24 protein-coding genes are annotated in these 22849 nt (G+C 53.4%); 13 read left to right on the forward strand and 11 right to left on the reverse strand.

The annotated features are described in order from the left end of the window. Positions 1-36 precede the first annotated feature (36 nt). Both FCS97_RS01425 and FCS97_RS01430 read left to right on the forward strand, forming a co-directional pair. Complete coding sequence (locus FCS97_RS01425; protein ID WP_138515937.1) at positions 37-507, forward strand: helix-turn-helix domain-containing protein; 471 nt, start codon at positions 37-39, stop codon at positions 505-507. Further along, positions 508-1230 carry a nucleotidyl transferase AbiEii/AbiGii toxin family protein gene (locus FCS97_RS01430; protein ID WP_138515939.1) on the forward strand — a complete coding sequence of 241 codons (723 nt, stop codon included), beginning with the start codon at positions 508-510 and terminating at the stop codon, positions 1228-1230. Here FCS97_RS01430 and FCS97_RS01435 read toward each other — a convergent pair. Then, positions 1217-1516: a hypothetical protein gene (locus tag FCS97_RS01435; RefSeq protein ID WP_138515941.1), complete on the reverse strand. Its 300-nt coding sequence runs from the start codon at positions 1514-1516 to the stop codon at positions 1217-1219. The genes FCS97_RS01430 and FCS97_RS01435 overlap by 14 nt on opposite strands. Before the next feature lie 101 nt (positions 1517-1617). On the opposite strand from FCS97_RS01435, the gene vapB reads away from it, so the two are divergent. Next, positions 1618-1866, forward strand: coding sequence for a type II toxin-antitoxin system VapB family antitoxin (vapB, locus tag FCS97_RS01440; RefSeq protein ID WP_281283825.1), 249 nt, complete (start codon positions 1618-1620; stop codon positions 1864-1866). Then, a complete protein-coding gene (gene vapC, locus FCS97_RS01445) occupies positions 1811-2281 on the forward strand; it encodes a tRNA(fMet)-specific endonuclease VapC (protein WP_342776942.1) in 471 nt (156 codons plus the stop codon). Before vapB ends, vapC begins: the two co-directional genes overlap by 56 nt. A gap of 290 nt (positions 2282-2571) precedes the next feature. Here vapC and FCS97_RS01450 read toward each other — a convergent pair whose 3' ends face one another. The 4 genes from FCS97_RS01450 to FCS97_RS01465 form a co-directional block, all read right to left on the reverse strand. Then, positions 2572-7419, reverse strand: coding sequence for an RHS repeat-associated core domain-containing protein (locus FCS97_RS01450; RefSeq protein WP_138515943.1), 4848 nt, complete (start codon positions 7417-7419; stop codon positions 2572-2574). A 121-nt stretch (positions 7420-7540) separates the two neighbouring features. Next, positions 7541-7822, reverse strand: coding sequence for a helix-turn-helix domain-containing protein (locus FCS97_RS01455; RefSeq protein ID WP_138515945.1), 282 nt, complete (start codon positions 7820-7822; stop codon positions 7541-7543). Between the two features lie 23 nt (positions 7823-7845). Then, positions 7846-9234, reverse strand: a complete 1389-nt coding sequence (locus tag FCS97_RS01460) for an aldehyde dehydrogenase family protein (protein WP_138515947.1) — start codon at positions 9232-9234, stop codon at positions 7846-7848. Beyond that, positions 9231-10886: an acetolactate synthase large subunit gene (locus FCS97_RS01465; RefSeq protein ID WP_138515949.1), complete on the reverse strand. Its 1656-nt coding sequence runs from the start codon at positions 10884-10886 to the stop codon at positions 9231-9233. Before FCS97_RS01465 ends, FCS97_RS01460 begins: the two co-directional genes overlap by 4 nt. Before the next feature lie 160 nt (positions 10887-11046). Between FCS97_RS01465 and FCS97_RS01470 the strand changes: the two genes are divergently transcribed. After that, the gene (locus FCS97_RS01470) at positions 11047-11292 is read left to right on the forward strand and encodes an AbrB/MazE/SpoVT family DNA-binding domain-containing protein (RefSeq protein ID WP_138515951.1); all 246 of its coding nucleotides are present in this window, start codon (positions 11047-11049) and stop codon (positions 11290-11292) included. Next, the gene (locus FCS97_RS01475) at positions 11292-11639 is read left to right on the forward strand and encodes a type II toxin-antitoxin system PemK/MazF family toxin (RefSeq protein WP_138515953.1); all 348 of its coding nucleotides are present in this window, start codon (positions 11292-11294) and stop codon (positions 11637-11639) included. The genes FCS97_RS01470 and FCS97_RS01475 overlap by 1 nt, the downstream gene beginning before the upstream one ends. 21 nt (positions 11640-11660) lie before the next feature. On the opposite strand, the gene FCS97_RS01480 is transcribed toward FCS97_RS01475, so the two are convergent. Beyond that, positions 11661-13214 (reverse strand): flavin-containing monooxygenase, encoded by a 1554-nt coding sequence (locus tag FCS97_RS01480; RefSeq protein WP_138515955.1) that lies wholly within the window; start codon positions 13212-13214, stop codon positions 11661-11663. Positions 13215-13378: 164 nt separating this feature from the next. On the opposite strand from FCS97_RS01480, the gene FCS97_RS01485 reads away from it, so the two are divergent. Both FCS97_RS01485 and FCS97_RS01490 read left to right on the forward strand, forming a co-directional pair. Next, entirely contained in the window at positions 13379-13807 is a 429-nt protein-coding gene (locus FCS97_RS01485) for a DUF4149 domain-containing protein (protein ID WP_138515957.1), read from the forward strand. Continuing rightward, positions 13798-14865 carry an AraC family transcriptional regulator gene (locus tag FCS97_RS01490; protein ID WP_138515959.1) on the forward strand — a complete coding sequence of 356 codons (1068 nt, stop codon included), beginning with the start codon at positions 13798-13800 and terminating at the stop codon, positions 14863-14865. Before FCS97_RS01485 ends, FCS97_RS01490 begins: the two co-directional genes overlap by 10 nt. On the opposite strand, the gene FCS97_RS01495 is transcribed toward FCS97_RS01490, so the two are convergent. Continuing rightward, complete coding sequence (locus FCS97_RS01495) at positions 14843-15697, reverse strand: alpha/beta hydrolase (RefSeq protein WP_138515962.1); 855 nt, start codon at positions 15695-15697, stop codon at positions 14843-14845. The genes FCS97_RS01490 and FCS97_RS01495 overlap by 23 nt on opposite strands. Before the next feature lie 225 nt (positions 15698-15922). Here FCS97_RS01495 and FCS97_RS01500 point away from each other — a divergent pair, with 225 nt between their 5' ends. The 3 genes from FCS97_RS01500 to FCS97_RS01510 all read left to right on the forward strand — a co-directional run bounded on the left by FCS97_RS01500 (position 15923) and on the right by FCS97_RS01510 (position 18142). Further along, entirely contained in the window at positions 15923-17029 is a 1107-nt protein-coding gene (locus FCS97_RS01500; RefSeq protein ID WP_138515964.1) for a cytochrome D1 domain-containing protein, read from the forward strand. Further along, on the forward strand, positions 17026-17481 hold the full coding sequence (locus FCS97_RS01505) for a cupredoxin domain-containing protein (RefSeq protein ID WP_138515966.1): 456 nt from the start codon (positions 17026-17028) through the stop codon (positions 17479-17481). The genes FCS97_RS01500 and FCS97_RS01505 overlap by 4 nt, the downstream gene beginning before the upstream one ends. 172 nt (positions 17482-17653) lie before the next feature. Further along, positions 17654-18142 (forward strand): TRAP transporter TatT component family protein, encoded by a 489-nt coding sequence (locus tag FCS97_RS01510; protein ID WP_138515968.1) that lies wholly within the window; start codon positions 17654-17656, stop codon positions 18140-18142. A gap of 58 nt (positions 18143-18200) precedes the next feature. Here FCS97_RS01510 and pqqA read toward each other — a convergent pair whose 3' ends face one another. From pqqA to FCS97_RS01530, 4 genes are all read right to left on the reverse strand, one after another. Further along, positions 18201-18275, reverse strand: a complete 75-nt coding sequence (gene pqqA / locus FCS97_RS16755; protein ID WP_008247588.1) for a pyrroloquinoline quinone precursor peptide PqqA — start codon at positions 18273-18275, stop codon at positions 18201-18203. Between the two features lie 90 nt (positions 18276-18365). Next, positions 18366-19022 (reverse strand): response regulator, encoded by a 657-nt coding sequence (locus FCS97_RS01520; protein ID WP_138515969.1) that lies wholly within the window; start codon positions 19020-19022, stop codon positions 18366-18368. Further along, positions 19019-20362: a sensor histidine kinase gene (locus FCS97_RS01525; RefSeq protein WP_138515971.1), complete on the reverse strand. Its 1344-nt coding sequence runs from the start codon at positions 20360-20362 to the stop codon at positions 19019-19021. Before FCS97_RS01525 ends, FCS97_RS01520 begins: the two co-directional genes overlap by 4 nt. 9 nt (positions 20363-20371) lie before the next feature. After that, complete coding sequence (locus FCS97_RS01530; protein WP_138515973.1) at positions 20372-21046, reverse strand: response regulator transcription factor; 675 nt, start codon at positions 21044-21046, stop codon at positions 20372-20374. Positions 21047-21247: 201 nt separating this feature from the next. Between FCS97_RS01530 and FCS97_RS01535 the strand changes: the two genes are divergently transcribed. Both FCS97_RS01535 and FCS97_RS01540 read left to right on the forward strand, forming a co-directional pair. Further along, positions 21248-21544 carry a hypothetical protein gene (locus FCS97_RS01535; RefSeq protein ID WP_138515975.1) on the forward strand — a complete coding sequence of 99 codons (297 nt, stop codon included), beginning with the start codon at positions 21248-21250 and terminating at the stop codon, positions 21542-21544. A gap of 6 nt (positions 21545-21550) precedes the next feature. Next, positions 21551-22798 carry a PqqD family protein gene (locus FCS97_RS01540; RefSeq protein WP_138515977.1) on the forward strand — a complete coding sequence of 416 codons (1248 nt, stop codon included), beginning with the start codon at positions 21551-21553 and terminating at the stop codon, positions 22796-22798. Positions 22799-22849 lie beyond the last annotated feature (51 nt).

The raw sequence follows: 22849 nt of genomic DNA on the forward strand, positions 1-22849 counted from the left end.
TACAAAATTTGATTTTTGTATAGAATGGGAAACACAATGCCAGCCAAATTTGATTTAAAAACCTCAGCGCCCCGCGAGCAATTGCTAGCCTTGGGGCAACAATTGAAGCAACACCGCAAGGCCAATAAGCTAAGTGCCGATGCGGTGGCTACTGCTGCCGGCCTTTCCCGCACGACCTTGCACCGAATTGAACTGGGCGAAGCCTCTGTGGCTGCCGGGGCCTATTGGGCAGTGGTTGCTGCCTTGGGCTTGACGTGCGGAATTATTGCAAAGGGTACCGCTGCGGCCAATACGGTTTCCGACAACATCGATTTAAAAAAATATCCACAACTGAAACTGCTGGCCTGGCATGTGCAGGGCACGGATTGGCTTACACCGCGACAGGCTTGGGACATTTATGTACGCAACTGGCGGCATGTTGATGAAACAGCAGTTTCTGCGAAAGAAAGAAAGTTGATTGATCAACTGCGTGCGACGTTTGAACCTGACTCAAAGGACGACATTTGAATGTTTAAACGCACACACCACCAAGCCATTGAGCAAGTGCTTCGTTTGATGAATGCAGAGTTGTTGAAAGCCCACTGTTGCTATTTCGGCGGCGGCACTGCGATCGCGCTGCAATATGGAGAGTACCGGGAATCAGTGGATATTGATTTCATGGTTTCTGATGTGCCGAGTTACAGAACAATGCGTACATTGGTGCGAGAGTCTGGAAATGTGCTGGTACTCTTTAAAGACAACACCACCCTAGTGTCCCAGTTGCGTGAAGTGCGAGCAGATCAATACGGTATTCGAACTGCGATTGGCTTGGGGCAGCACATGATTAAATTTGAAATTGTGCTGGAAGGTCGAATTGAGTTTGATACGCCAAGCGACGATGACACGGTGTGTGGCGTTACAGCCTTAAGCAGTGTTGACCTGGTTGCAAGCAAATTGCTGGCGAACTCAGACCGTTGGGCAGATGAAGGCGTATTCAATCGTGATCTGATTGACTTGGCCATGATGAAGCCAGCGCACGACGCATTTGCAAAAGCATGCACCAAGGCTGAAACTGCCTACGGTGCGAGCATTCGACAAGACCTTGAAAAGGCAATTGGTAAACTGCTGGACAAGCCTGACTGGCTGGAAAAGTGCATGCGCGCCATGAACATGAATGACACCGCACCCGCTGTTGTAGCGACCGCTGTCCTGTCACTTCGCAACATATTGAAAAAAATCAACGGCACTTGATTTCTTCTTTGAACTCGTCGTACTTCGCCTCGCGTTTAACCCTGCATTCACCGTCTTGATATTCCTCTTTCCAGGGCGCATCGGCCACAGGTGAAAAACCATCTTCGCACTTCACTTCTTTCTTGTACTCGTAAGGTTTTGATTCAATTTTGACGCGACAAGGACCATCCCAATATTCTTGTTTGCTGCGCTCCCAATAGCCATAGTCACCACCACTCCAGGCGAATGCAGCGCTGGTGAATGCGAATGTGCCTAGTGCTGCGCTTAAGATTTTAAAGAACTTCATGGGTACTACCTCGGAACGTTGGCGATTGAGGTAATAACGGGTGGGTGAATGGGAGAGTTGACGGGATTATTGGTGGTACTTACATTGCGACATTGCCGTGCATGTCCAATGATGTTTTTATGAAGAAATCAAAAGTACTCAAGAGAAGCGGCACCCAAGCGGTGCGTCTGCCCAAAGCATTGGCTTTTCCTGCAGATCTTAAATTTGTCGACGTTACTGGAATGGGCCGGACTCGTATCATTTCACCGGCAGGTGAATCATGGGACAGTTGGTTCAACGGTCCGGGGGTGACCAATGACTTCATGCCGGATCGAGATCAGCCTGAACCACAAGAAAGAGAATCATTTTGATGTTGAAGTACATGCTCGACACCAACACCTGATTTACGCGATAAAAAACCAACCTGCTGAAGTTAAACGCGCATTCGCGCATCATTACGGCCAGTTCTGCATTAGTGCTATTACTGCAATGGAACTGGTCTTCGGCGCAGAAAAGTCGAGTAACGTGGAACGAAACCTGAACGTTATCGAAGGCTTCATGGCGCGCCTTGATGTGCTGGAATATGACAAGGTGGCTGCAATACAAACCGCGCAAATAAAAGCCGAACTCGCGAGATGTGGAACCCCTATAGGCTCGTACGATGTGATGATTGCAGGGCACGCACGCAGCCAGGGACTGATCATGGTCACAAACAATTTGCGTGAGTTTTCCAGGGTGTCGGGATTGCGTTCTGAGAGTTGGGTGGCCAAGCCAATGAGTGTCTAGTTAACTCGGGGCGATTCACAGTGATTAATTTCTGTTGTGCAAGAAATTAATTTACTTAAACCCCCTCTCAGATTCCAAAACAAAAAGTTTGAGAAGGTTTAAGGCTTGGGACTCGCTGTCCGCAAAACCTAAGACATTCTGCGCACCTCTCTCGACATATACGATTCTCCAATGGTCCTTATCTCTAAGAATTGAAAAAGCATCCTCCTTTGTCGAATAGAAAGCGTAAGAGGCTGGGCTTACTCCGTTTTTATTGAAAAACTTTTCCAGTAAATCAGTTGTCCACATTCTCAACGACTCCCAAGAATATCTTGATCTAAATAGTTTTGTACTGAGCTTGGAAGCTTGTATTGCGTCCCTAATCCAGGCTGATCAAACCAAGGCGCAATCTTGGCTGCCTCCACATCCTTAATAGGAGAGAGCACATCATACACATTTGGATCTACAGTAGGCGCACTAGCTAGAGCTCGAGACCCCAACGGCACCCCCCCTGGTGACACGAACGTTCCAGAAGTACGACCATATCTGTCAATGACCACACCGCGGTCCAGAGTAATAGTCTGTTGAGTCCCGGGAATTGCACCATCATATGGAGGCCACCAGGTGCTTCCATCAGGCTTTTTCCAATTTGCAGCTTTGGCAATCTCTCGTTCTTTAGCCAATAATGCGCGCTCATTAATCGAATGATTAAGATTTCTGAAATCTGGATCACGAGAGTTTTCAGCCATGCGAACAAAAGCTGAACGCTCCGAGGTAACTTGACTACTTTCCTTACAACTCAACCCCCACGGATCCACCCACGTCAGCGGGTTCGGTGCGTACTGGTAGGCATTCATTCCACCCAGCAAACCAATCGGGTCTTGCGTGGTGAACTGGCCGCATTCGGGGTCGTAGTACCTGTGTCTGTTGTAGTGTAGCCCTGTTTCTTCGTCGTGGTATTGCCCCTGAAACCGCAAGGGGTTGTTCACTTCGGTCACGGCTGCAAGGGCCAGTGCGCCGTAGGTTTTAAACCGGGCAGACCACACCACTTCGGCTTTGCTGTTTGTGATTTCTCGCGGCGTGCCAATGTGGTCGGTGTGGTAGTGAAACACTTCACCGTTTTGAACCAGTGCAAGCGGTTTGAAGCTGAATGGTTCGAACAGATAAGCGCGGGAACCGTTGCTGCCCACCTCACCCAAAAGCACATCGCCATTCCAGAAAAAGGTGGTGGTGCCACCCTCGCTGGTTTTTGAAATACGCCTGCCCAGGGCGTCATAGGCATAGCGGGTTACAGCCCCCGCCACATTCACTTCAACAAGCTGGTTTTGGGCGTTGTAGCGGTAGCGTGTTACCTGCCCCTGGCGTGCGCCACGCTCAATAATTTCTTCAATGCGGTTGCCGCGCGCATCATAATTAAAGCGCCTGTTGCCCTGGCGCTTTAAGCGATTGCCCGGCGTTTGTTGTGGCCTTCGGGCATTGGGGCTTGTGGGCTCGGGCAGGGCTTTGCTGGCCTGTGCATCGGTAGCTTCTTGCCCATCGAGTGCTTCCAGCAGGTTGCTGGCGGGATCGAACAAAAACGCTTCGGGGTTGGGGCCTTCCACCACGCGCAAGCGATCCAGCAAGTCGTAGTGGTACAGGCTGGTGCCGTGGCCTTGGTCGTCAATGCGCACCAGTTGGTTGCGCTGGTTGTAGCAGTAACGCCTGCGGGAAACAGTGGGTGAAAGGTCGCCCGCTTTTTCACGCCGGTTAACCTGCCCCACCAACCTGCCCTGTGGGTCGTACAGGCTTTGGGTGTGAACTTGATTGCCCAGCTTGCGCACCACTTCACGGCCGAGGGTGTCGCGCTCAAACTGCGCCAGTAATTCGCCATTGAAACTGATTTCACCCAACAAGCCGAGGGCATTGTATTGGTATGCCAAATTGGCCGCGGCAATTGCGCCGCCTGCCATGGCACCCCAACTGCTTTGCTTTAACCAGCCCGCCGGGTTGTATTGGTGTTCAATGCGATGTTGGCCTTGCAGCTCGGCCAGCACACGGCCTTCAGCATCTACTTCCCATGAAAGTGTTCGGTGTGCGTTGTTGGCCTCTATCAGCTGACCCTGAAGGTTGTAGGCAAAAGCAGCTTCTTCGCCATCGCTGTGCACTGCCTTGCTTAAACGCCCCAATGCATCGCGCGTGTAACGCGTGTAGGCCAGCGGTTGAGCCGGAATTTCATCCAGGTAAACACCGCCTGCGCTGCCATTGAGCACACCCCAGTCTTGCTTTTCAAGCAAATAACCCACCGCGTTGTATTGGTAGGTTTGCACGCGGCCATCGAAGCCGCTTTCTTTCACCAGGCGCTCGGCCAGGTCGTATTCAAAATGGCAGCTTTGCCCATTTTCGTTTTGAAGTTCGACCAAGTTGCGTTCGCTGTCGTAGCGGTAGCGCAATGTAAAGCCCTGTGCATCAATTCGTGCGGTGGGCTGGCTTAAGCGGTCGGCGTATTCATACACCGTGCTTCGGCCTGTGGGGTCGGTGATGCATTCCAGTTGCCCCAGTGCGGTGTAGCTGTACTGCGTAGTCAACCCTTCATGGTTGCTGGCCCTAGTGCAGCGACCCATTAAATCGTAGGCGTAATCGGCGGTGCGCCCCAGCGGGTTGCAAACGCTGGCCAACCTGCCCCATGCATCAAACTGGTAAGTGGTGCTGTTGCCCAAGGCATCGGTTTGCGCCTGCAACTGCCCTTGGGCGTTGTACAACAGCCGGCTGCTGTGGCCCAAGGGGTTGATCACCTCGCACAACAAACCCAGGGCGTTGTAGCGGTAACGTGTGGTGGCACCTGTGGCATTGGTGTGGCTGGCCAGCAAACCCTCTGGGGTGTAGGTGTTCAAGCGAACATGGCCTGCTGCATCGGTGTGTTTTAGCACTTGCCCTTGCGGGTTAAGTTCGAAGCGGTGTACCTGCCCAAGCTTGTTGGTGTAAGCCACCAAGTAACCGTGGCTGTTGTATTGAAATTGCTCCCGGTGACCCAGTGCATCAACGCGCTCCAACACCTGCCCATTGTTGTTGTAGCGCGTGCGCGTAGTGCCGCCTTCGGGGTCTTTTTCAAATACGGGAAGGCCCTGTGCATTGAACTGGAATTCATGCCGACCGCCGCGACTGTCGATGGCAGTGTTGTATGCCCTCCATTCAAACTGGTAGCGATAGGTGGGCTGCCCTTGCACCGGGTCGCCCCACTGCCGCACGCAACGCGAAATCGAGTCTGCCTTTTCCCACTCGAAGTAAATGTTGTAACCACTTTTCAAGGTGCGCTGCGTGAGCACATTGCCGCTGTTGTAGGCGTAACGTTCCTCAAAACCAGCGGCATCCACCGCACCCACCAGTTGGCCTTGCGGGTTGTAACGGTATTGCACCAGCGTTAGCTGGTTGTTGCCACCCTGGGCTACTTGCACAAGGTGCTCAATAAAACCTTGTGCGTTGTAGCCCAGCACCCAGGTACTTTGGCTGCTTTGAATTCGTGTGGCTTTTCCGTCGGCGTACTCAATGTGCAAGAAGTTGCCAAAGGCATCGGCAATGCGCACGAGTACACCGTGTTCAAAATACCTTCGCAGGCCCAAGCCGTTGCTCGCTTGTAACTGAAACGACTGTTCACCCGTGCGCACCAGCGTTAAAAATTCACTGGTGTTGGTGCAGCGTTGGCCCACAGTTAGGGGTTTGAAGTAGACGGTGCGGCCCTCGTCGTCGATGTAATTCAGACCAGCCGATCCAGTCTCTATGCGTTGCGCAAGCGGGTGTGCCCACCCGGCGCCCAGCCCTGCATTAAAGCCTTGCTCGGCCAGGCTGCTGCGGTAAGTGCGTTGCCAGTTCAAACCCACCAAACCGGGCATTGAGCAATCCAGCAATTGCAACAGTTCTTCACCGTTGATCATGCTGATGGGCTCGCCCGCTGTTTTGGTGTCGGCCACTTTGGGTGTGCTTGCGCCTTGCGAAGTTTGGGTGGGTGTTTTGTTGCTTTCGGTATTTTTTTCAGTTGCGGGTGCTGTGCTTTTTCTTGAAGTTGGGCTGCTTGTGGGTGTACCCGCTTCTGCGCGTAATTTGGGGGCCCGTGCCTTTTCAAGCGCCTTGGCGAAATTGGCCAAGTGGCGAATTGCCGCCATGGTGAAGGGGCCGACATGGCTTGCTGCACGCGCCACACCGGCACCTGCACGCGCTGCACCCACGGCAAGGCTTCCGCCAAAAGTGGCCAGGGCCAGCAATACTTCAATGCCAATGGCCACCACCACAGTGGCCGAATTGCGCAAGCGCCGCAGGTGGGGCACGCTTTCAGAATAGCCATCAAGAAACTCAAACAAACCCGTGCGCAGCAGGTGGTCCGAGCCAATCAGGTTGAACAGGCGCATGCCCTCTTTCAAGGTGGCGATCATTTCTTGCGCGGTGTTGTAGGCTGCCAGGCCTGCACCAATCAGCATCTGCTGAATTTGTGCAAAGTTGGAATTGATCATTGTCTCGAACCCCGCGCAGGTGGCCTTTGCAGCATTCACAGTGAATTCCACGCTGATCTTGATCAGATCCCACAACCCCTGAATAAAGCCCATGGCCGCAGCGCCCGCGCCTTGCCCAAGCGCCTTGCCTTCTTCCCACAGTTCATGAATTCGGTGTTTCACCTTGAACTCGAGGTTTTGTGAATCGTGCTCGCGCCAGCGCGCCAGCAAAATGGTGGCCATTTCAACCAGGGCTTTTCCGCGCTCGTGCTCGGCACTGCCCACTGGGTGGGCTTGCAGTTTGGCCTCGTTGGTCCAGTAAATGCTGTTGGGGTTGAGCAGGTCTTTTTGTGGATCCGCCGAAAGCGGAAATTTGACCACCTGCAAATCGCCGGTGAATGCGGCGGTGCGTTGCCTTTCGCTGCGGCCAACGAAAAACCCGTCAGCATACAAATCGCCCTGCACCAATCCAAAATGACTTAGCACTTTGCAATCCACGGTGTCGCCGGTGCGTGTGCGCGGAAAGCCGTGCAGCATCAGTTCATCGAGTTCAGTGTCATTGATCGACTCTCGATGCAAAGCCAACCAAGGTGACAGTTCGGTGCGTTTCTCGAAAAATGCCCAGTAGTTGCCGCGAAAACGCAGCCCCAAACCTGGCTTGACCGATTGACCAAAAACGGGAATTTGAACGAAATCCATGAAAGTAGCGGGGACAAATAACCTTGCGAAGTTACTTGCCCGCCTGGATTTCAGCGAATTGAATCAGTTTGAGTGATGTTTGCCGGGTGATGGGGTGAGCACCCGGCCTTCAAGGGGGGCTTTAGACGATTTTCGCGTTGCGGAACAGCTGGTCGACAGTAAGCCGGGCCAGGCTGCTTTCATCACGAGGATCGGTGGAGGAATACATGCTGACCTGCAAGGCGTCGAGCACGGCGAACAAGCGGTTCACGCTGATCGACCCCGGGTTTTTCTCCAGAGACGACACGGTGCGCTGGTCAATGCCAAGCTTCTCGCCCAACTGTTTTTGGGTAAGGCCCAATTCGCGCCTGCGCGTGCGGATCAGCACGGTGACATCACTCAGATTTACTTTTTTTAGTGCCATAGTGTTTTGAATTTACTTTGTAATTACAACTTGATGACCGCCATCTTTTCCTGTGTCATGTCGTGCATGGTGTGGCCAATTCCACCAACCCCATACCCCGACTGCCGACGACCGGCAAATGGCATCCAATCAACACGAAACGCGGTGTGATCGTTGACCATGACCGCTGTGGCGTCAATTTCACGCACGCAACGCATGGCCACTTTTATTTTTTGGGTAAACACCGCAGCCTGAAATGCCACCGGCAAGCTGTTGGCTTGCGCAATTGCATCGGTCAGTGACTCTGTGCCGTAAACACACACCACGGGGCCAAACACTTCCTGGGTACTGACTTTGGCATTGCGGGGTGGGTTGAGCAGCACGGTGGGCGCATAACTTGTTTCGCCCAAACTGCGGCCACCGCACAGCACCTGTGCACCGCCTGTTACCGCTTCATTTACCCACTGCTCAACGCGCTTGACTTCATTCGGGTTGACCAGCGGACCGCATTCTGTGTCGGCCAGAATGGCATTGCCCACCTTCAGTTGGGAAGCCTTGTCGGCAATGGCTTGTGCCAAAGCAGTGGCCATGTCTTCAGGCACATAAACCCGCTGAACACTGACACACACCTGGCCAGAGTGATAAAAACCGCCCTTGACCAAGGCGGGAACCATGGCATCGAGATCGGCGCAATCGTCCACAATCACCGGGGCGACACCACCATGTTCAAGCGCGCAACGTGTGCCGGGCGCCAGTTTGCTTTTCAGCCGCCAACCCACCGCACCGGAACCAATGAAGCTGAAAAATGCCACGCGCTGGTCGGTCACCATTTGCTCGGCAACATCGCTTTTGCAGGGTGCAAAACGGCACCATTCTTCGGGCAAGCCAGCCTCGTACAGCATGTGCACGAAGGCCTGGCAACTTAGGGGGGTGGCGCTGGCGGGTTTGACCAGCACAGGGCAACCGGTGGCAATGGCCGGGCCTACTTGGTGAACAATCAAATTAAGTGGGTGGTTGAATGCGGACACCGCCACCACGGGGCCAATGGGTTCGCGGGTGGTAAAGGCCATGCGGCCAGAACCTGCGGCGGTCAGGTCCATGGGAATTTCAGTGCCGGTTAAATGCCCCAGTTCTTTGATGCAAAGCTCAACGCCGTCAATGGCGCGGGTTACTTCCACCTTGGCGTCTATCAAGGGTTTGCCGCCTTCGTTGGCGATTTGAAAAGCCAGTTCATCGAACCGGCCTTGCATAAGCTGTTCAGTTTTTTTCAGAATGGCGATGCGCTTGTGCATGGGCAGCCAGTTGGCCCGTTGTTTGTGCAATTGACTGGCGGTGTTTAACCAGGCATCAATGGTTGGCCAGTCCACCAGCTTCACTTCGCCAATCGGCTTCAAATCATAGGGGTTGACCACTTCCAAAGTAGAGTTGCTCATATCAAACACACCTTTGCGGCCAATTCATCGATCAGCACGCGTTTGTTTTCAGAATAGTCCACAGGCACATCCACAATGTGCACGCCCCCGGCTTTGAAGGCTCGGTCGAAGGTGGGCACCAAGTCGGCTGCACTGCCCACGCGGTGGCCGGTTGCACCATAGGCCTCGGCATACTTCACAAAGTCGGGGTTGCCAAACTCAAGCCCCCAATCGGCAAAGCCGGCGTGCTCTTGTTTCCAGCGGATCATGCCGTAAGAACTGTCGTTCAAAATGGTAACGACCAGGTTCATCTTCAGGCGTACAGCCGTTTCAATTTCCTGCGAGTTCATCATGAAGCCGCCATCGCCACAAATGGCCATCACCCGCCTGTCGGGATAAAGCATGGCCGCCATCATGGCAGACGGCAGGCCTGCACCCATGGTGGCCAGCGCATTGTCCAGCAACACGGTGTTGGGCTCGTACGCTTTGTAATTGCGGGCGTACCACAGTTTGTAAATGCCGTTGTCCAGGGCGATGATGTCTTTGGCGCCCATGGCCCGGCGGGTTTCAGCCACCAGCCTTTGGGGAATAATGGGGAAGCGGTCGTCGTCGGCACCTTCTTTGATGTGCAGTTCAACTTCATCGCGAATGCGGTTGAAGTAAGCCAAATCGCACACCACCTTGCCGCCAATTTTCTGGGTCAGTTTTTGCACGGAGCGAGCCACATCGCCCACCACTTCGCACTGCGGAAAATACACCTGGTCCACCTTGGCCGCGCGGTAATTCACATGGATTACCTTTTTACCGCCCACGGCCATGAAGAACGGTGGCTTCTCGACCACGTCGTGCCCCACATTGATGATGAGGTCGGCCCGCTCAATGGCGCAGTGCAAATAATCACCATCCGACAGTGCAGCGGTGCCCAAGAAATGGGGTGAGCCCTCGTCGACCACACCCTTGCCCATTTGCGTGCTGAAAAAAGGAATGCCGGTGGTTTCAATGAATTCCTGCAAGGCCAGGCGCGCCTGCTTGCGGTTTGCACCGGCGCCCAGCAACACCAAAGGCATGCGGGCGGAACGGATCATTGAAACAGCCTCATTGAGCACCACATCGTCGGCCACGGCATAGTGCCTTTCGCTGCGGGGAATAATCGGTGCGCTGGTGGGCTCTGCTGCAATGTCTTCAGGCAATTCCAGCAATACAGCACCGGGGCGCTCTTCTTCGGCAATGCGGAATGCCTCGCGAACCAAAGCGGGAATGGTGTTGCCATGAACAATTTGCTTGCTCATTTTGCAGATCGGGTCGAACAGGTTGACCACATCAATGATTTGAAACTGACCCTGCTTGGATTTCTTGATGGGCTTTTGCCCGGTAATCATGATGAGCGGAAACGCGCCCAAGTGTGCATAAGCAGCAGGGGTGGTGAAGTTGGTTGCACCTGGCCCCAATGTGGCCATGCACACACCGGCACGGCCTGTTAAACGCCCATAGGTGGCGGCCATAAAACCCGCCCCTTGCTCGTGGCGGGTCAGCACCAGCTTGATACTGCTGTTGCGCAGGCTTTCAACCATGTCCAGGTTTTCTTCGCCGGGCACCGCGAAGATGTGTTTGACACCTTCGGCCTCGAGGGCTTGAACAAATAGGTCAGATGCTTTGGTGCCTTGGGTCGACATGGGCGTTCTCCTTTTTTGGGGGAACGACCAGTGTCTGCCTGTTAGATTTCAATATCAATACCTTTATCCATTCTGCATAGATTTTCAGGGTACTTTACTGTTTTACTAAAGTAGGACTTTATGTTCTACTTCAGTAAAACTTTCATGAACAGGAACTTCCATGCGACAAACTTTACGTAAAGCAGGCGGATCGCTGGTGATGACGATTCCAAAATCTTTTGTTGAACAGAACAAGCTATCGGAAGGATCTCAAGTGGAATTGGTTCTGAGTGGAAAAAAACTGCTGATTGAAGTGGCTCAAAAACCCAAATACCGGCTGGCCGACTTGCTGGCTGAAATGCCCGAGGAACTTCCAAAAGTCGAAGGCTGGGACACCTTGCCCGATGTGGGCGAGGAAAAAAACTAATGGCCTACACCCCAAACCGCGGTGACATTGTTCACCTGCAATTCGACCCGGCCAGCGGGCATGAAATGAAAGGCCCACATTTTGGTTTGGTCATCAGCAGTAAAACGTTCAATCAACTTGGTTTGGCCATGATCTGCCCGATTTCGCAAGGGCAAGCCGCTGCGGCCAGGTCTTTCGGTACAGTGGTCACCTTGATGGGTTGCGGAACTGACACTCAAGGTGCAGTGTATTGCCATCAACTGAAATCACTTGACTGGCGCGCGCGCAAAGCGTCCAAAAAAGAAAGCGTGCCGCAGTACATCATTGACGATGTACTGGCACGCCTTGAGGCCATTCTTTTCGAATAGCCAAGCTTGTTTTTAAGGCCTTTATGCGGCCTTGATCGCCATCAAGCCAGTGCTGATGTGGTCTGCCACCTTGGGCTTCACGGTTTTGCCATTGCTGGCGGTCAACACATACTCAGCCGGATTAAAACGCGCAACGCGCATGCGGTACTCTGCATTCAAGCCGGGGTACAAGGTGTTGTTTCGGCCATTGGGGCTGAGGTACCAGCTGGCACAACCGCTTTTCCACACCGTGTGGTCGCTGCGGAAGTCCATGGTATTTACAAACTTTTGCTCAACCTCGGGTTTCACGGAAATGGCTTTCAACTTGCGTTTTTGGCGCAGCTTGATGGCTTGAATGACATAGCCAATTTGGGCCTCTGCATACGCGATAACCGATGTGTGACCAGGACCAGTAAACGGACCCACCAAGAAGTACAGGTTGGGGAAACCAGCGGTTGATATGCCTTGGTAAGCTTCTGAACCTTCTTTCCACTTCTCGTGCAGGCTGGCGCCGCCAATGCCCTTGGCATCGATGGGTGAACCGGTGTGGCGTACTTCATAGCCGGTGGCGTAAATGATCACATCGAGTTCGTGCTCCACACCATCGGCTGTGCGAATGCCTTTCTCGGTGATGCAATCAATGGCATTGGTTTCCAGGTGCACATGCTCTTTCTGCATGGTGGGGTACCAGTCGGAACTGACCAACACGCGCTTGCAACCGAACTTGAAAGTTGGGGTCAGCTTCTTGCGCAGTTCAGGGTCTTTTACTTTGCGGGCCAAATAGCTGCTGGCCATTTTCTCGGGCTGGGCCTTGAACATGTCGTACTTCAAAATCAAAAACGGCGCAGTCAGTTCATTGAACCAGTAAACACCCAAGCGGTTCATTTTCATGTTCAGCGGGGTTTTGCGGTTCAGTGCTTTTTCAGCTTCTTCAATGTTGCGGTCGGGGCGCGGCATAATCCAGTTCGCTGTGCGCTGAAAAACCACCAGGTTTTTCACCTTGTCTGCGATGGCTGGGCCAACCTGAACAGCAGTAGCACCGGTGCCGATCAGGCCAACACGCTTGCCTTCCAGTTCCACGGAATGATCCCACGCCGCGGTGTGCACGGTTTTGCCTTTGAATTTTTCGGCACCCTTGAATTCAGCCACCTTCGGTGCACTGAATGGGCCAACCGCAGTAACCACATTGCGGGCCTGAATGGTTTTGCCATCGGCTGTGGTGATGTTCCACACACCGGCCTGCTCGTCGAACACTGAACCGGTGATGCTGGTGTTGAATTGAATATAGGGGTACACGCCGTACTTGGTGGCGCAGTGGCGCAGGTATTTGTAAATTTCACCTTGCTTGGCGTAGCTGTTGCTCCACTCAGCCCAGGGCTCGAAGGAGTAGCTGTACAGGCTGCTTTTGACATCGCAACCGCAACCGGGATACGTGTTGTCGCGCCAGGTGCCGCCCACATCATGGCCTTTGTCGAAAATTTTGAAGTTGGTTTCGCCTGCTTTCAGCAGTTGAATGCCCATGCCCAGGCCTGATACGCCTGCGCCAACAATTGCAACTTCAAGAATGTTTTGTGCTTCTTTTTTTGAGCTGGCCATGTGTGCTGTCTCGTAGTGTGGTGGTTTTCGATGTGTTGCAGTGTAGGGGGTTGCGGGCAACCGGCGTGAGTGTGAAAAGTGACGACTTTGGAGTCAATTTGGGCCACAGCCTTCGATTGCTGTAGCACAATCAAGGTTCGCAGTAACTTTGTAGCAGGTGACACATGGAATGGTTTCAAGCACTCACAACCTTGGCCTTGGGTGGTTTGTTCGGCGGTATTTTGGCGTTCTCAGCTTTGTTTGCCCCTTTGGTATTCACCAAACTACCCATGGAACACGCGGGGCCATTCATTCGCGCCGTGTTCCCTTGGTATTACCTGTACGTGATTGTGTTTGGCTTTCTCAGTGCAATTTTTGCAGGGCTTTCGGGCGGCGGCTTTTGGGTGTTGTTCCCCTCGGCTTTGGTGGGTTTGGCCAGTGTGTACACACGCCAAATTCTGATGCTTCAAATCAACGAACTTCGTGATCGGGAACTGGCCGGTGACGCCACAGCTGGCGCTGAATTCAACAGCAAACACAGGTTAAGCGTGATCATCAACAGTGTGCAATTGCTGGTGGCTGGTGCCACCCTGGTTTACTGGGCATGGAACTGAAAGACCTTCCGCAGCTTCGGCTGCTGGAACAAACCACGGTGGCGCAAGCCTACCCACTGTTTTTCGTGAACTATGCGGTGCAACGCGGGTTTGCCGCAGAACAAATTCTGGAACACAGCGGGCTGACCCTTGCCCAGTTACAAGTGCCCAATAGCCGAATTGCCGCGGCACAGCACGGCATTATTGTGATGAATTTGTTGGCGCTGTTTCAAAGCGAGCACATTGCCATCGACATGGGTTTGCAAAGCAGCCTGACCAAAGCAGGCATGATCGGTTTTGGTTTGATGAGCTGTGCAACCTTGCGTGAAGCCATCGAGTTGGGCATTCGCTTTTTGCCCACCAAAGTGCCCTTCTACACCATCGACACCAGCGAAGACGAACGTACCTTGATATGCCATGTTCGCGAGGCCATGCCACTAGAGCCTGTTCGCAAATTCGCGATTGAAAATTTTGTGATTGAAGTGTGGCGCTTGTTTGAAAGTTTGTTCAACCCCATGGGCGGCAAGCGCGAGGCCAGCGGAATTGAGTTGTGGTTTGACTGGCCTGAACCGCCCTATTACGGAAGCTACGCCAGCAGCCTGCCCAAGTGCCGTTTCAATGCGGCTGGCAATCAAATTCGAATTCCCGCCAAATGGCTAGACCTGCCCTTGCCCACCGCCAACGCCACCACTGCACAAATGGTGATCCAGCAATGCGAGCAGGAATTGATTGCGCTGGGCCTGGGCGACAATTTAAGTGGGCGGGTGAAAAACCTGTTGATGTGCCGGGACGGCCGCTACCCGCAGCTTGAAGACATGGCCGAGACCTTGCACATGTCAGTACGTACCTTGAAGCGTAAATTACAAAACGAAGGGCGAAACTTCAGCGATTTGCTGGGTGAAGTCATTCAACGCGATGCCTGCCTGTTGCTTGAAACCACAAAGCTAAACGTGGACGAAATCGCGCAGCGTGTGGGATACCAAGACCGGGCCAACTTCACGCGGGCATTTAAAAAACTGACTGGCAAAACACCCAGTGAATACAGGGAGTGGGTAACTACGCCGTCAAGAAATGACTGACCAAACCCTGTGCATCGGTGTCGTGCGGCAGGCTGACATGGTCGGTTCCTTTCACTGTCGCCACCAGGGGTTTCACTGCAAAGTGCTGCATAAGTCGCAACGAGGAATCGTGCGGCACCACTTGATCATTTTCAGCCAGCAACACAAAGGTCGGGTTGCGCACGTTCACCGCGCATTCATTTGATTTGAACTTGCTGCGCAACAGCAGCGACACAGGCGCCAAGGGCACCTTCTTTTTTGCAATGCTGATCAAGCTGTCATAAGGCGTGAACAACACCAGTTTGTGCACGGGTGTGCTGGCTGCCAGTTGCATGGCCACGCCTGTACCCAGGCTGCGGCCAATCACTGAAATTTGATTGCGGTCGCACCAAGGTTGTTCAGCCACCCATTTGTAAATGGCACGTGCATCGGCCACCAAATGTTTTTCCATCGGCGTGCCATTGGAATTGCCATAACCCCTGTAATTGAAAAACACCAAGGGCAAATTTTTGAAGCCTTGTGCTTCGTTGAGTAGCCAACGCACATCTTCACTGCGGCCACCAAAATATATGGCACAAGGTGCTTTGCTGCCTGCACCGCCCATGCCAGTGGGCATGCGCACCCAGCCTTCCAATTCTATACCGGGTGCCACCTGCAAGCGCAGCTCGGTGAATTCATGCGCATGGTGAGTCAGCACTTCATGGTGCTTCAATGCCGGGCTGAAAATATGTTTGGTTTGGCTGAAGTAAAGGTAGGTCCAATATGCCGCAAAACCCATGGAGGCTGACAAGGCCACACGGGGCATTAACCGCGACTCAAGCGCGGTATTTTGTTTTTCTTGAACATACTTCATGGCGGCACTTCTTTACAAAAGGGTTACTGGTCACACTACACAGTGTATTGAAACCAAACTGTCACAAAGGTTCAAAATGCTTGCAGAATCTGCGCTAAATCGATGTTTGGAAGGAATTGCCCACATGACCTGTCACAATGACATTTCATATTTCAGGAAATCTTCCCGGGACAAAACAGGGAAACTTCCTTAGCGTCAAAGCATTTAGCAGGGAGAGAACAACAAATGAAATTCAAAACAAGTGCGATTGCACTGGGCCTGGCAGTGGCCTTGGCCGCGTGTTCAAAAAAAGAAGAAGCAGTGGCCCCCGAGGCAGCGGCACCGGTTGAGCAAACCGCACCACAGGCCGTAGCCTACGTGACTCACCAAGATGGGCCAGTGACCATTTACTCACTCGCGGATTACTCAAAAATTGGTGAGATCAATGTTGGAGAAGGCGGCCGTGGTGTCGGCTTGACCGAAGATGGAAAACTGCTGGTGGTCGCGGTTAAGGAAACCAAAGACCTGGCCATTGTAGACACCGCCACTAACCAAGTGGTACGCCGCGTGCCCGTGGGCATTAACCCGGAATTTGTACGTGTGTTGGGCAACCTTGCATTTGTGGCTTACGAGCCCGCCTCCAAGGGCGGCCCGCCGCCCAAGCCTGGCTCAGCAGAAGCCAAGGCCATTGAAAAAGAACGCGAGGAAGGCGATGAGCTGCCCGCACAAGTGGCCATCATCGACTTGGTGAAGGGCGAGAAAATCAAAGAAATTACAGCCGGGTTTGAGACCGAAGGCATTGAGTTTTCTGCCGATGGCAAACACATCATCGTGACCAATGAAGCCGATGAAAATGTATCGGTTCACGACATTGAAACTGGCGAGAAAATCAAACAGATCGACACCGAAAGCTACGGTATTCGACCACGTGGCGTGAAGCGCTCTCCCGACGGGGAGCAATTCGTGGTCACGCTGGAATACGGCAACAAAATGCTGATTCTCGACAAAAACTACAATGTGATCAACGAAGCCGCCACTGGCGAGGTGCCCTATGGTGTCACCTACACCCGCGATGGTTCGGAAATTGTAGTGGCGCTGGCGCGCGGCAAAGCTATTCAGGTGTTTGATGCAAAAACGCTTGAGCTGAAACGAGAAATGCCGGTGGGCGAGCGTTGCTGGCACTTCAGCTTTACACCCGATGACACCCAGTTGATTGTGGCCTGTGGGCGCAGCGACAATATTCTTGTGCTGGATTACGCCACCGGCAATGTGGTCAAAGACATTCCGGAGGGCAATATGCCTTGGGGTGTGATGGTGTCGCCCAAGTCGGTGGGATCGCTGGACATGCCATGAAGCCACGCCTGCTTTTAATCGGTTTCTCGGTAGTTTCTTCCCTGCTGTTTCAGCCAGCGTGGGCAGCAGGCGACCTGACCAAGCAGGAACCAAAGCGGTTCCATGTTGAATTGAGTAATGCTGCCGGAGAAAAGCGTTTTACGCCCGACACTTTACAATTTGAAACAGGTACCCTGACAATCCTGACGATTTCCAACAACAGTCAGAAATCGTACTACTTTGGATCCAATGGACTTGCAGATTCGGTTTACACCCGCAAAATTGTGGTGCTGGACAAAGGTGGAAAAGAACCGTTGGCTGAAATTTATGGTCCCATTCGCAAGGTAGAGGTATATCCAGGGCAAGTCTTGGAATGGTGGTTTGTTCCCGTGCGCACCGGCCAGTTTGATGACCTGATGTCAAGAAAATCAGAAGCTGCGGCGGGCATGAAAGGTACAATCGAAATCAGGTAAACCGTTCAATACGGCTTTACTCAATAAAAAGGGAGCCTCACAAGGGCTCCCTTTTTTGTTTCAACATTTTTGATTGATTTGTATTCCTAAACGAAAAAGACGCGTTAATCAATGAAACGGTTGCCCCAGCGCAACACTTCTGAATACTTAGAACGACGCTTAGGAGTTACGTATGAGACACATATTCAGTGTGATCGAAACGAATACCCCCACCGCCAAACAACCCGCGGCACACACGGCCACAGCCCCGGATACCGCTATTGAGTCTGTACAAATGCTTTGGGCAGACGCACTGCGATGTGAGTTTGCGCGCGCCCGAGAGACGCTGCTTTGCAAGCTGTCAGAAACTGTTCAAGAACTCGCGATCAACTTTCCCAACGATCCAAAAGTACTGTTGTGGAACGGCATTGTGTTGACTGGTTATGCGAAGTGCCTGGGCGGCCTTGCCGGCATCCACTTTTTAACGCAGGCCAAGCTCTCGCTTGAACGGGCCATGACTTTGGCACCGCAAGACGGCGCCGCATATCTTTACCTGGGTTTGCTGTACGACAGTGCGCCAGAGGCACCTTACGGTTTTGGGGATGAATCGATGGCCAAAATGCTTCTGGAACAAGGCCTGGCGCTGACCTTGAATTCAACCGAACAGTTACGCCACGCATAAAAAAAGGAAAGCCAACTCTGCCTGGCCTTCCTTTTTCTTGCGACAACAACCGAAAAAATTAACGGTTGGCGATGTACATGGTGATTTCGAAACCGAAACGCATGTCTACAAATTGTGGGGTGGTCCAGCTCATGTCTTCTTCTCCAAAGTTGTTGTGATAAACAGCACACTGTGCTGCCATGAAAAAAGTGTACTGAATCCAGCTCAGGAATTTTGCCCGACATCACTGAGTAATCGATGCAGTGGTCAATCCCCACCCAATGGCCAACTTGGTCAGCTCAATGTCATTACTCACCTGTAATTTCTTTTTGATTTGGTAATGAATGTTGTGAATGGTTTTTGAACTCAAGAACAGCAATTCTCCGATTTGTTCAGCCGACTGCCCTGCCACCAACAGGCACAACACTTCAAACTCGCGGCTGCTAAGCTCGTCCAGCCCGCCCCGGTTGTCGCGCAAACGCGATAGCGCCATTAAACGCGACAGGTCTGCACTCATGAACGTGCGGCCCGCCAACACTTCACCAATGGCCCGCAACAGTACTTCTGGGCGGCTGCTTTTTGTGACATAACCTTTTGCGCCAGCGTCCATGCAGGCGCGCGCCAATTCAATTGAATTGTGCATGGTGAACATCAGGAATTTCACCTCAGGCCAACGCCCCAGCACCCGCTGAATCAAACTCAAGCCAACAGGTTCGGGCATGCTGATGTCGCAGATCACCAATGCGGGCAGCGCCTTCTGGCATGCGGCATAGGCTTCTTGCGCACTTTCCGCTTCTCGAACCTGACTATAACCGCCCTGCGTTTCCAGCAAGTGCCGGTAACCAGCCCGCACCACGGCATGGTCGTCTACCAATAAAATAGGAAAGTCGGCGTTGTTCATGCAGCACCTTTTTGTTGAAAGCTGGCCGACACCACAAACTGGTGATTCTCAACTTGCGCCTTGAACACACCGCCATGCACCCGCACTCGTTCAGCCAGCAAATTCAGACCCATTCCACCCGAGGGCAGCTGCGTTTCAGCAGGCTGGGGCAGTTGGTTATCAACACGTAATTCGAGCATTCCCTGCTGCAGCACCAAACCAACATTCACCGGCGAACCTGGCGATGCATGCCGCCGCACATTGGCCAGGCACTCCTCTACCGTGCGGTAAACGCACAGTGCGCGGTCTTTGTCCAAACCATTCAGCGCGGCCTCTTCAAGATTCAGCTTCACGATCCAGCCGCTGCCCGAATTAATTTCCCAGCGGGTGCACAGGTCTTGAATGGCCATGCCCAAATCCGCCCCCTCAAGAACCGGTGGACACTTGTTGACCAGCACCGCCCGCATGCGCTCGAAAGCCCCTTCAATCTGTAAATCGATTTCTTCCAGCTTGTCCTGCACTTCAGTGTCGCCGCCCTTTAGCTGCGCGCGCAACTGGGCACAGTTCACTGCAATCAAACTAAGAGACTGCCCCAAGTCTGCGTGCACCAAGTGGGCCAACTCCCGTCGCTCTTCTTCTTGCACATTCAGTAACTTCATCAACAGGTTTCGCCGGGTTTGGGTAAGGCGCCACAATCGCTCGTTCAAACGGTTCACACCCTGTGCAATCCGACCGAACTCGCGCGGTTGCACATCGGGCAATTGCGCCGGTGGCGGGCTGTCCTCTGAAATGGCGATCGAGTCGATTTTCTCGACCAAAGTGGCGGCCGGCTGCAAGGCACGACCAATCACCACATAAGTCAGGGCGGCAAGACTGGTCACAATCAGGGTGCTCAGCAACAGCAGGTCGCGCAGTGTGTTCCAGAATTTGGCCAACACCAGTTGCGGGTCGGCAGTAATGAACAACTCGCCGAACGGTTGGCCCCACAAACCCACTGCCCTGGGCTCGGATTCAATTTGAACGCCCAGCAAGCGCATTAACTGCGCCTCTACAGGATGGCGCACCAGGTTGTCACAGCCCTCCTGCCGCACCTGCCCATTCCAGCCTTCATAGCGAATGCAGTAAGGAGCCAGCAACAAACCATACTGGCTTCCCACCAACACCGGCGAGCCCTCGATTTCCGGGTTGATTTGCCGCTTGTACATGGAATATTCCACCATCTCGTGCAGGCGGGTGGCGTCGCTGACCAAGGCCTGGTCTACTTCACTGGCCGTGCGCAGCACCACATAGGCAGAAATGAGCACCCAGCACAACAGGCCCAGGGTGATCATTCGCACCAGCAAATAGCGTTTCAGGTTCATTCAAACAGTTCAATCGGCGTTGGGCTGCAAGTGCGCCAGCGCAGCCTCCCCATGCAGGCGGGCCGCCAGCTTTCGTGCAACCGAATAATTGCTCACTGCCTCGCCACGGTTTTGAACACCCAGTCGCCCAAAGGCCTCTTTGATGTGGGCATTCACCGTGTCAGGGCTCATGCCCAGTATCCTTGCAATTTCCTTGCCTGTCCTACCCAGGGACACCTGTTCCATCACTTGGGCCTGCTTGATGGTTAAGGGCTTGGGGCTACCGGGCATTTGAATCAGGCTTTGAAATTCGTTTCGCTGGGCAATCGAATTCACGTTGACTGAATCACGCTTCAAAAAAGACTGAACCTGAACCATGAGTTCTTTGTAATGCTGACTTTTGGAGAGCAGCAAGGCACCCGAGCTGGTCACCTGTCGCTCAATTTTTGGATCGCCCAAGGCAGTAAAGAAGATACGAAATGAATTGGAAAACCGCTGTGACACCAGGTCAACCACCTCGGCCGGCTTGCTGTTGGGCAGCACCAGGTCAGACACGACCAAATCAACATCGGCTGGCTCAATTTGCTGCAGTTGATCGACTGAATCAACTACACGGGTATTCAACCCTGGAATAACGGCAGCAATAATTTCTTCAACGACCATGGCCGAAGTCGGATGGTCTTCCAGTATCAATAAGTTCTTCAAACCCTTGTCCCCAAGTGTGCGGTTGTAGCGTGGCGAGTGTATTAATTGTTATGTGAATTATTGCTGCGATTATTAATTGAATGTTTAGTTATGTAAAGAATGCAAAGCCCGCAAAATGAATGTCAGCGAATTTTCGAAGAACTGCGTTTCAATACTATGATTGCCACGCTCGAGGCGGTCCAATTTGACAGGGGAAGCAATATGTCACATTCCGACGACGAGAAACTCAAAGCACGGCGGGCCGCGCTGGCCAAGGTGGGCCTGGCTGTGGGCGCCCTGTATGCTGCGCCTGCCATGGTTGGTTTGGCCACCGCACAGGCGGGCAGTCGCTCAAAACCCAGCCGCAGATCACGCCCTTCCCGCCCCGACTATCACCGTACCCGCTACGGTCGGGGTTATCGTTCCTCCCGGCCATCACGCCCTAGCCGGTATTCGCGGTACTCCCGCTACTCGCGTTATTCAAGGATCAGCCGACCCTGGTTCTACATTCGCTTTTAAGTACGCGTGGACACCGTAGTACCGGCCGCTTGCCTGGCACTGAGGTTTGCGGGTGTAGGCAAACACCTGTGCATTCCCGACGACCCCGAGTTGCTGGGTGGTATTGACCAAGTCATTCCGAGTTGGCAATACACCCGGCAGCCTGGGCAGCAACCCTGCAATCTTGGCGATGAATGCGTGGTCAGGGTTCGCCACAACCTGCAACAAGCAGGAACCTTCGACATCGAATCCGCGTACCTGGATGAACCATTGCGAGGCCTACCCATGGCCAGTGCCGTGTGCGCCGTGGTCGCCGATTTGCTGGAGGCTTTTTCAGAACAGGCCACCACCCCAATTGTTTTTCACGCCGGTGCATTTGCAATTGACAATCGCCTGATCGCGATTACAGGCCCAGGCCGTGCAGGCAAAAGCACCCTGATCAGCCGCCTGTGTGCCGAGCCCAAGCTGCAAGTGTTCTGCGACGACGTGCTGCCTGTAGGCCCGCAAGGTGAAGGAATTGCACTGGGCGTATCGCCCCGCCTGCGCTTGCCGTTGCCCGCTGACTCAAGTGAAGCTTTCAGGCAAATGGTTGCCAGGCACCTTGGCCCCCACGATTCCCGTTACGGGTATGTGTGCCCAGCCACGTTGGCCCCGCACGGCACACACCTGCCGTTGAGCGCACTGGTGGTGTTGGACCGACAGGCCGACACCCCCGCCCGTTTGCACCACATTCAGCAAGACGACGGCCTGTTTTATGCCCTGCAACAAAATATGGGGCACTTTGAATCGCCGGGCGAAGCCCTGGCGGCAACTCAAGCACTGTTGGGCGGAATCACTTGCGTTCGACTGGTGTACAGCAACCTGGAGGAAGCCGTACAACTGCTGCAACAGGCGTTCTCCAGCCCGACGGGAATAGCCCCCGATGTTCAAGTGCATGACGCAGGCCACTGGAACCCGCTCAAGGCCGCCGCCCCAAAACCGGTGAATTCAAAGCAAATATTTTCAAGAACAGCGGGCGCCACCCTGCGCAGGGTTGGCGAAACCGCCTTTTTGTGGAGAAACGGCGAACATTGTGTTTGGCGGCTAAATGCTGTGGCCCAGGCCGTGTGGGGAATACTTGAAATTCCCGGCACCGCAATTGAGGTTACCGAGGTACTGGCTGAAATATTTGTTCAGGTTCCCCGAAAGAAACTTGAGGCCGACGTGCGCAGCATGATGGGCATGATGCGAGAGGAAGGATTTCTGGTGGAATCACCGCAGGAACTTTTCGGGTGATTAGCACTCTGTGACAAGGAGTGCTAAAATTAACTGGAAATTGGTTCATTA

Origin of the sequence: Limnobacter alexandrii (assembly GCF_005871185.1) — a bacterium.
Taxonomy (GTDB): domain Bacteria; phylum Pseudomonadota; class Gammaproteobacteria; order Burkholderiales; family Burkholderiaceae_B; genus Limnobacter; species Limnobacter alexandrii.

Excerpts from the sequence above, each read along its gene's own strand:
- FCS97_RS01425 (WP_138515937.1), top strand. The coding sequence starts at position 37 with ATGCCAGCCAAATTTGATTTAAAAACCTCAGCGCCCCGCGAGCAATTG.
- FCS97_RS01430 (WP_138515939.1), top strand. The coding sequence starts at position 508 with ATGTTTAAACGCACACACCACCAAGCCATTGAGCAAGTGCTTCGTTTG.
- FCS97_RS01435 (WP_138515941.1), bottom strand. The coding sequence starts at position 1,516 with ATGAAGTTCTTTAAAATCTTAAGCGCAGCACTAGGCACATTCGCATTC.
- vapB (WP_281283825.1), top strand. The coding sequence starts at position 1,618 with ATGTCCAATGATGTTTTTATGAAGAAATCAAAAGTACTCAAGAGAAGC.
- vapC (WP_342776942.1), top strand. The coding sequence starts at position 1,811 with ATGACTTCATGCCGGATCGAGATCAGCCTGAACCACAAGAAAGAGAAT.
- FCS97_RS01450 (WP_138515943.1), bottom strand. The coding sequence starts at position 7,419 with ATGGATTTCGTTCAAATTCCCGTTTTTGGTCAATCGGTCAAGCCAGGT.
- FCS97_RS01455 (WP_138515945.1), bottom strand. The coding sequence starts at position 7,822 with ATGGCACTAAAAAAAGTAAATCTGAGTGATGTCACCGTGCTGATCCGC.
- FCS97_RS01460 (WP_138515947.1), bottom strand. The coding sequence starts at position 9,234 with ATGAGCAACTCTACTTTGGAAGTGGTCAACCCCTATGATTTGAAGCCG.
- FCS97_RS01465 (WP_138515949.1), bottom strand. The coding sequence starts at position 10,886 with ATGTCGACCCAAGGCACCAAAGCATCTGACCTATTTGTTCAAGCCCTC.
- FCS97_RS01470 (WP_138515951.1), top strand. The coding sequence starts at position 11,047 with ATGCGACAAACTTTACGTAAAGCAGGCGGATCGCTGGTGATGACGATT.
- FCS97_RS01475 (WP_138515953.1), top strand. The coding sequence starts at position 11,292 with ATGGCCTACACCCCAAACCGCGGTGACATTGTTCACCTGCAATTCGAC.
- FCS97_RS01480 (WP_138515955.1), bottom strand. The coding sequence starts at position 13,214 with ATGGCCAGCTCAAAAAAAGAAGCACAAAACATTCTTGAAGTTGCAATT.
- FCS97_RS01485 (WP_138515957.1), top strand. The coding sequence starts at position 13,379 with ATGGAATGGTTTCAAGCACTCACAACCTTGGCCTTGGGTGGTTTGTTC.
- FCS97_RS01490 (WP_138515959.1), top strand. The coding sequence starts at position 13,798 with ATGGAACTGAAAGACCTTCCGCAGCTTCGGCTGCTGGAACAAACCACG.
- FCS97_RS01495 (WP_138515962.1), bottom strand. The coding sequence starts at position 15,697 with ATGAAGTATGTTCAAGAAAAACAAAATACCGCGCTTGAGTCGCGGTTA.
- FCS97_RS01500 (WP_138515964.1), top strand. The coding sequence starts at position 15,923 with ATGAAATTCAAAACAAGTGCGATTGCACTGGGCCTGGCAGTGGCCTTG.
- FCS97_RS01505 (WP_138515966.1), top strand. The coding sequence starts at position 17,026 with ATGAAGCCACGCCTGCTTTTAATCGGTTTCTCGGTAGTTTCTTCCCTG.
- FCS97_RS01510 (WP_138515968.1), top strand. The coding sequence starts at position 17,654 with ATGAGACACATATTCAGTGTGATCGAAACGAATACCCCCACCGCCAAA.
- FCS97_RS01520 (WP_138515969.1), bottom strand. The coding sequence starts at position 19,022 with ATGAACAACGCCGACTTTCCTATTTTATTGGTAGACGACCATGCCGTG.
- FCS97_RS01525 (WP_138515971.1), bottom strand. The coding sequence starts at position 20,362 with ATGAACCTGAAACGCTATTTGCTGGTGCGAATGATCACCCTGGGCCTG.
- FCS97_RS01535 (WP_138515975.1), top strand. The coding sequence starts at position 21,248 with ATGTCACATTCCGACGACGAGAAACTCAAAGCACGGCGGGCCGCGCTG.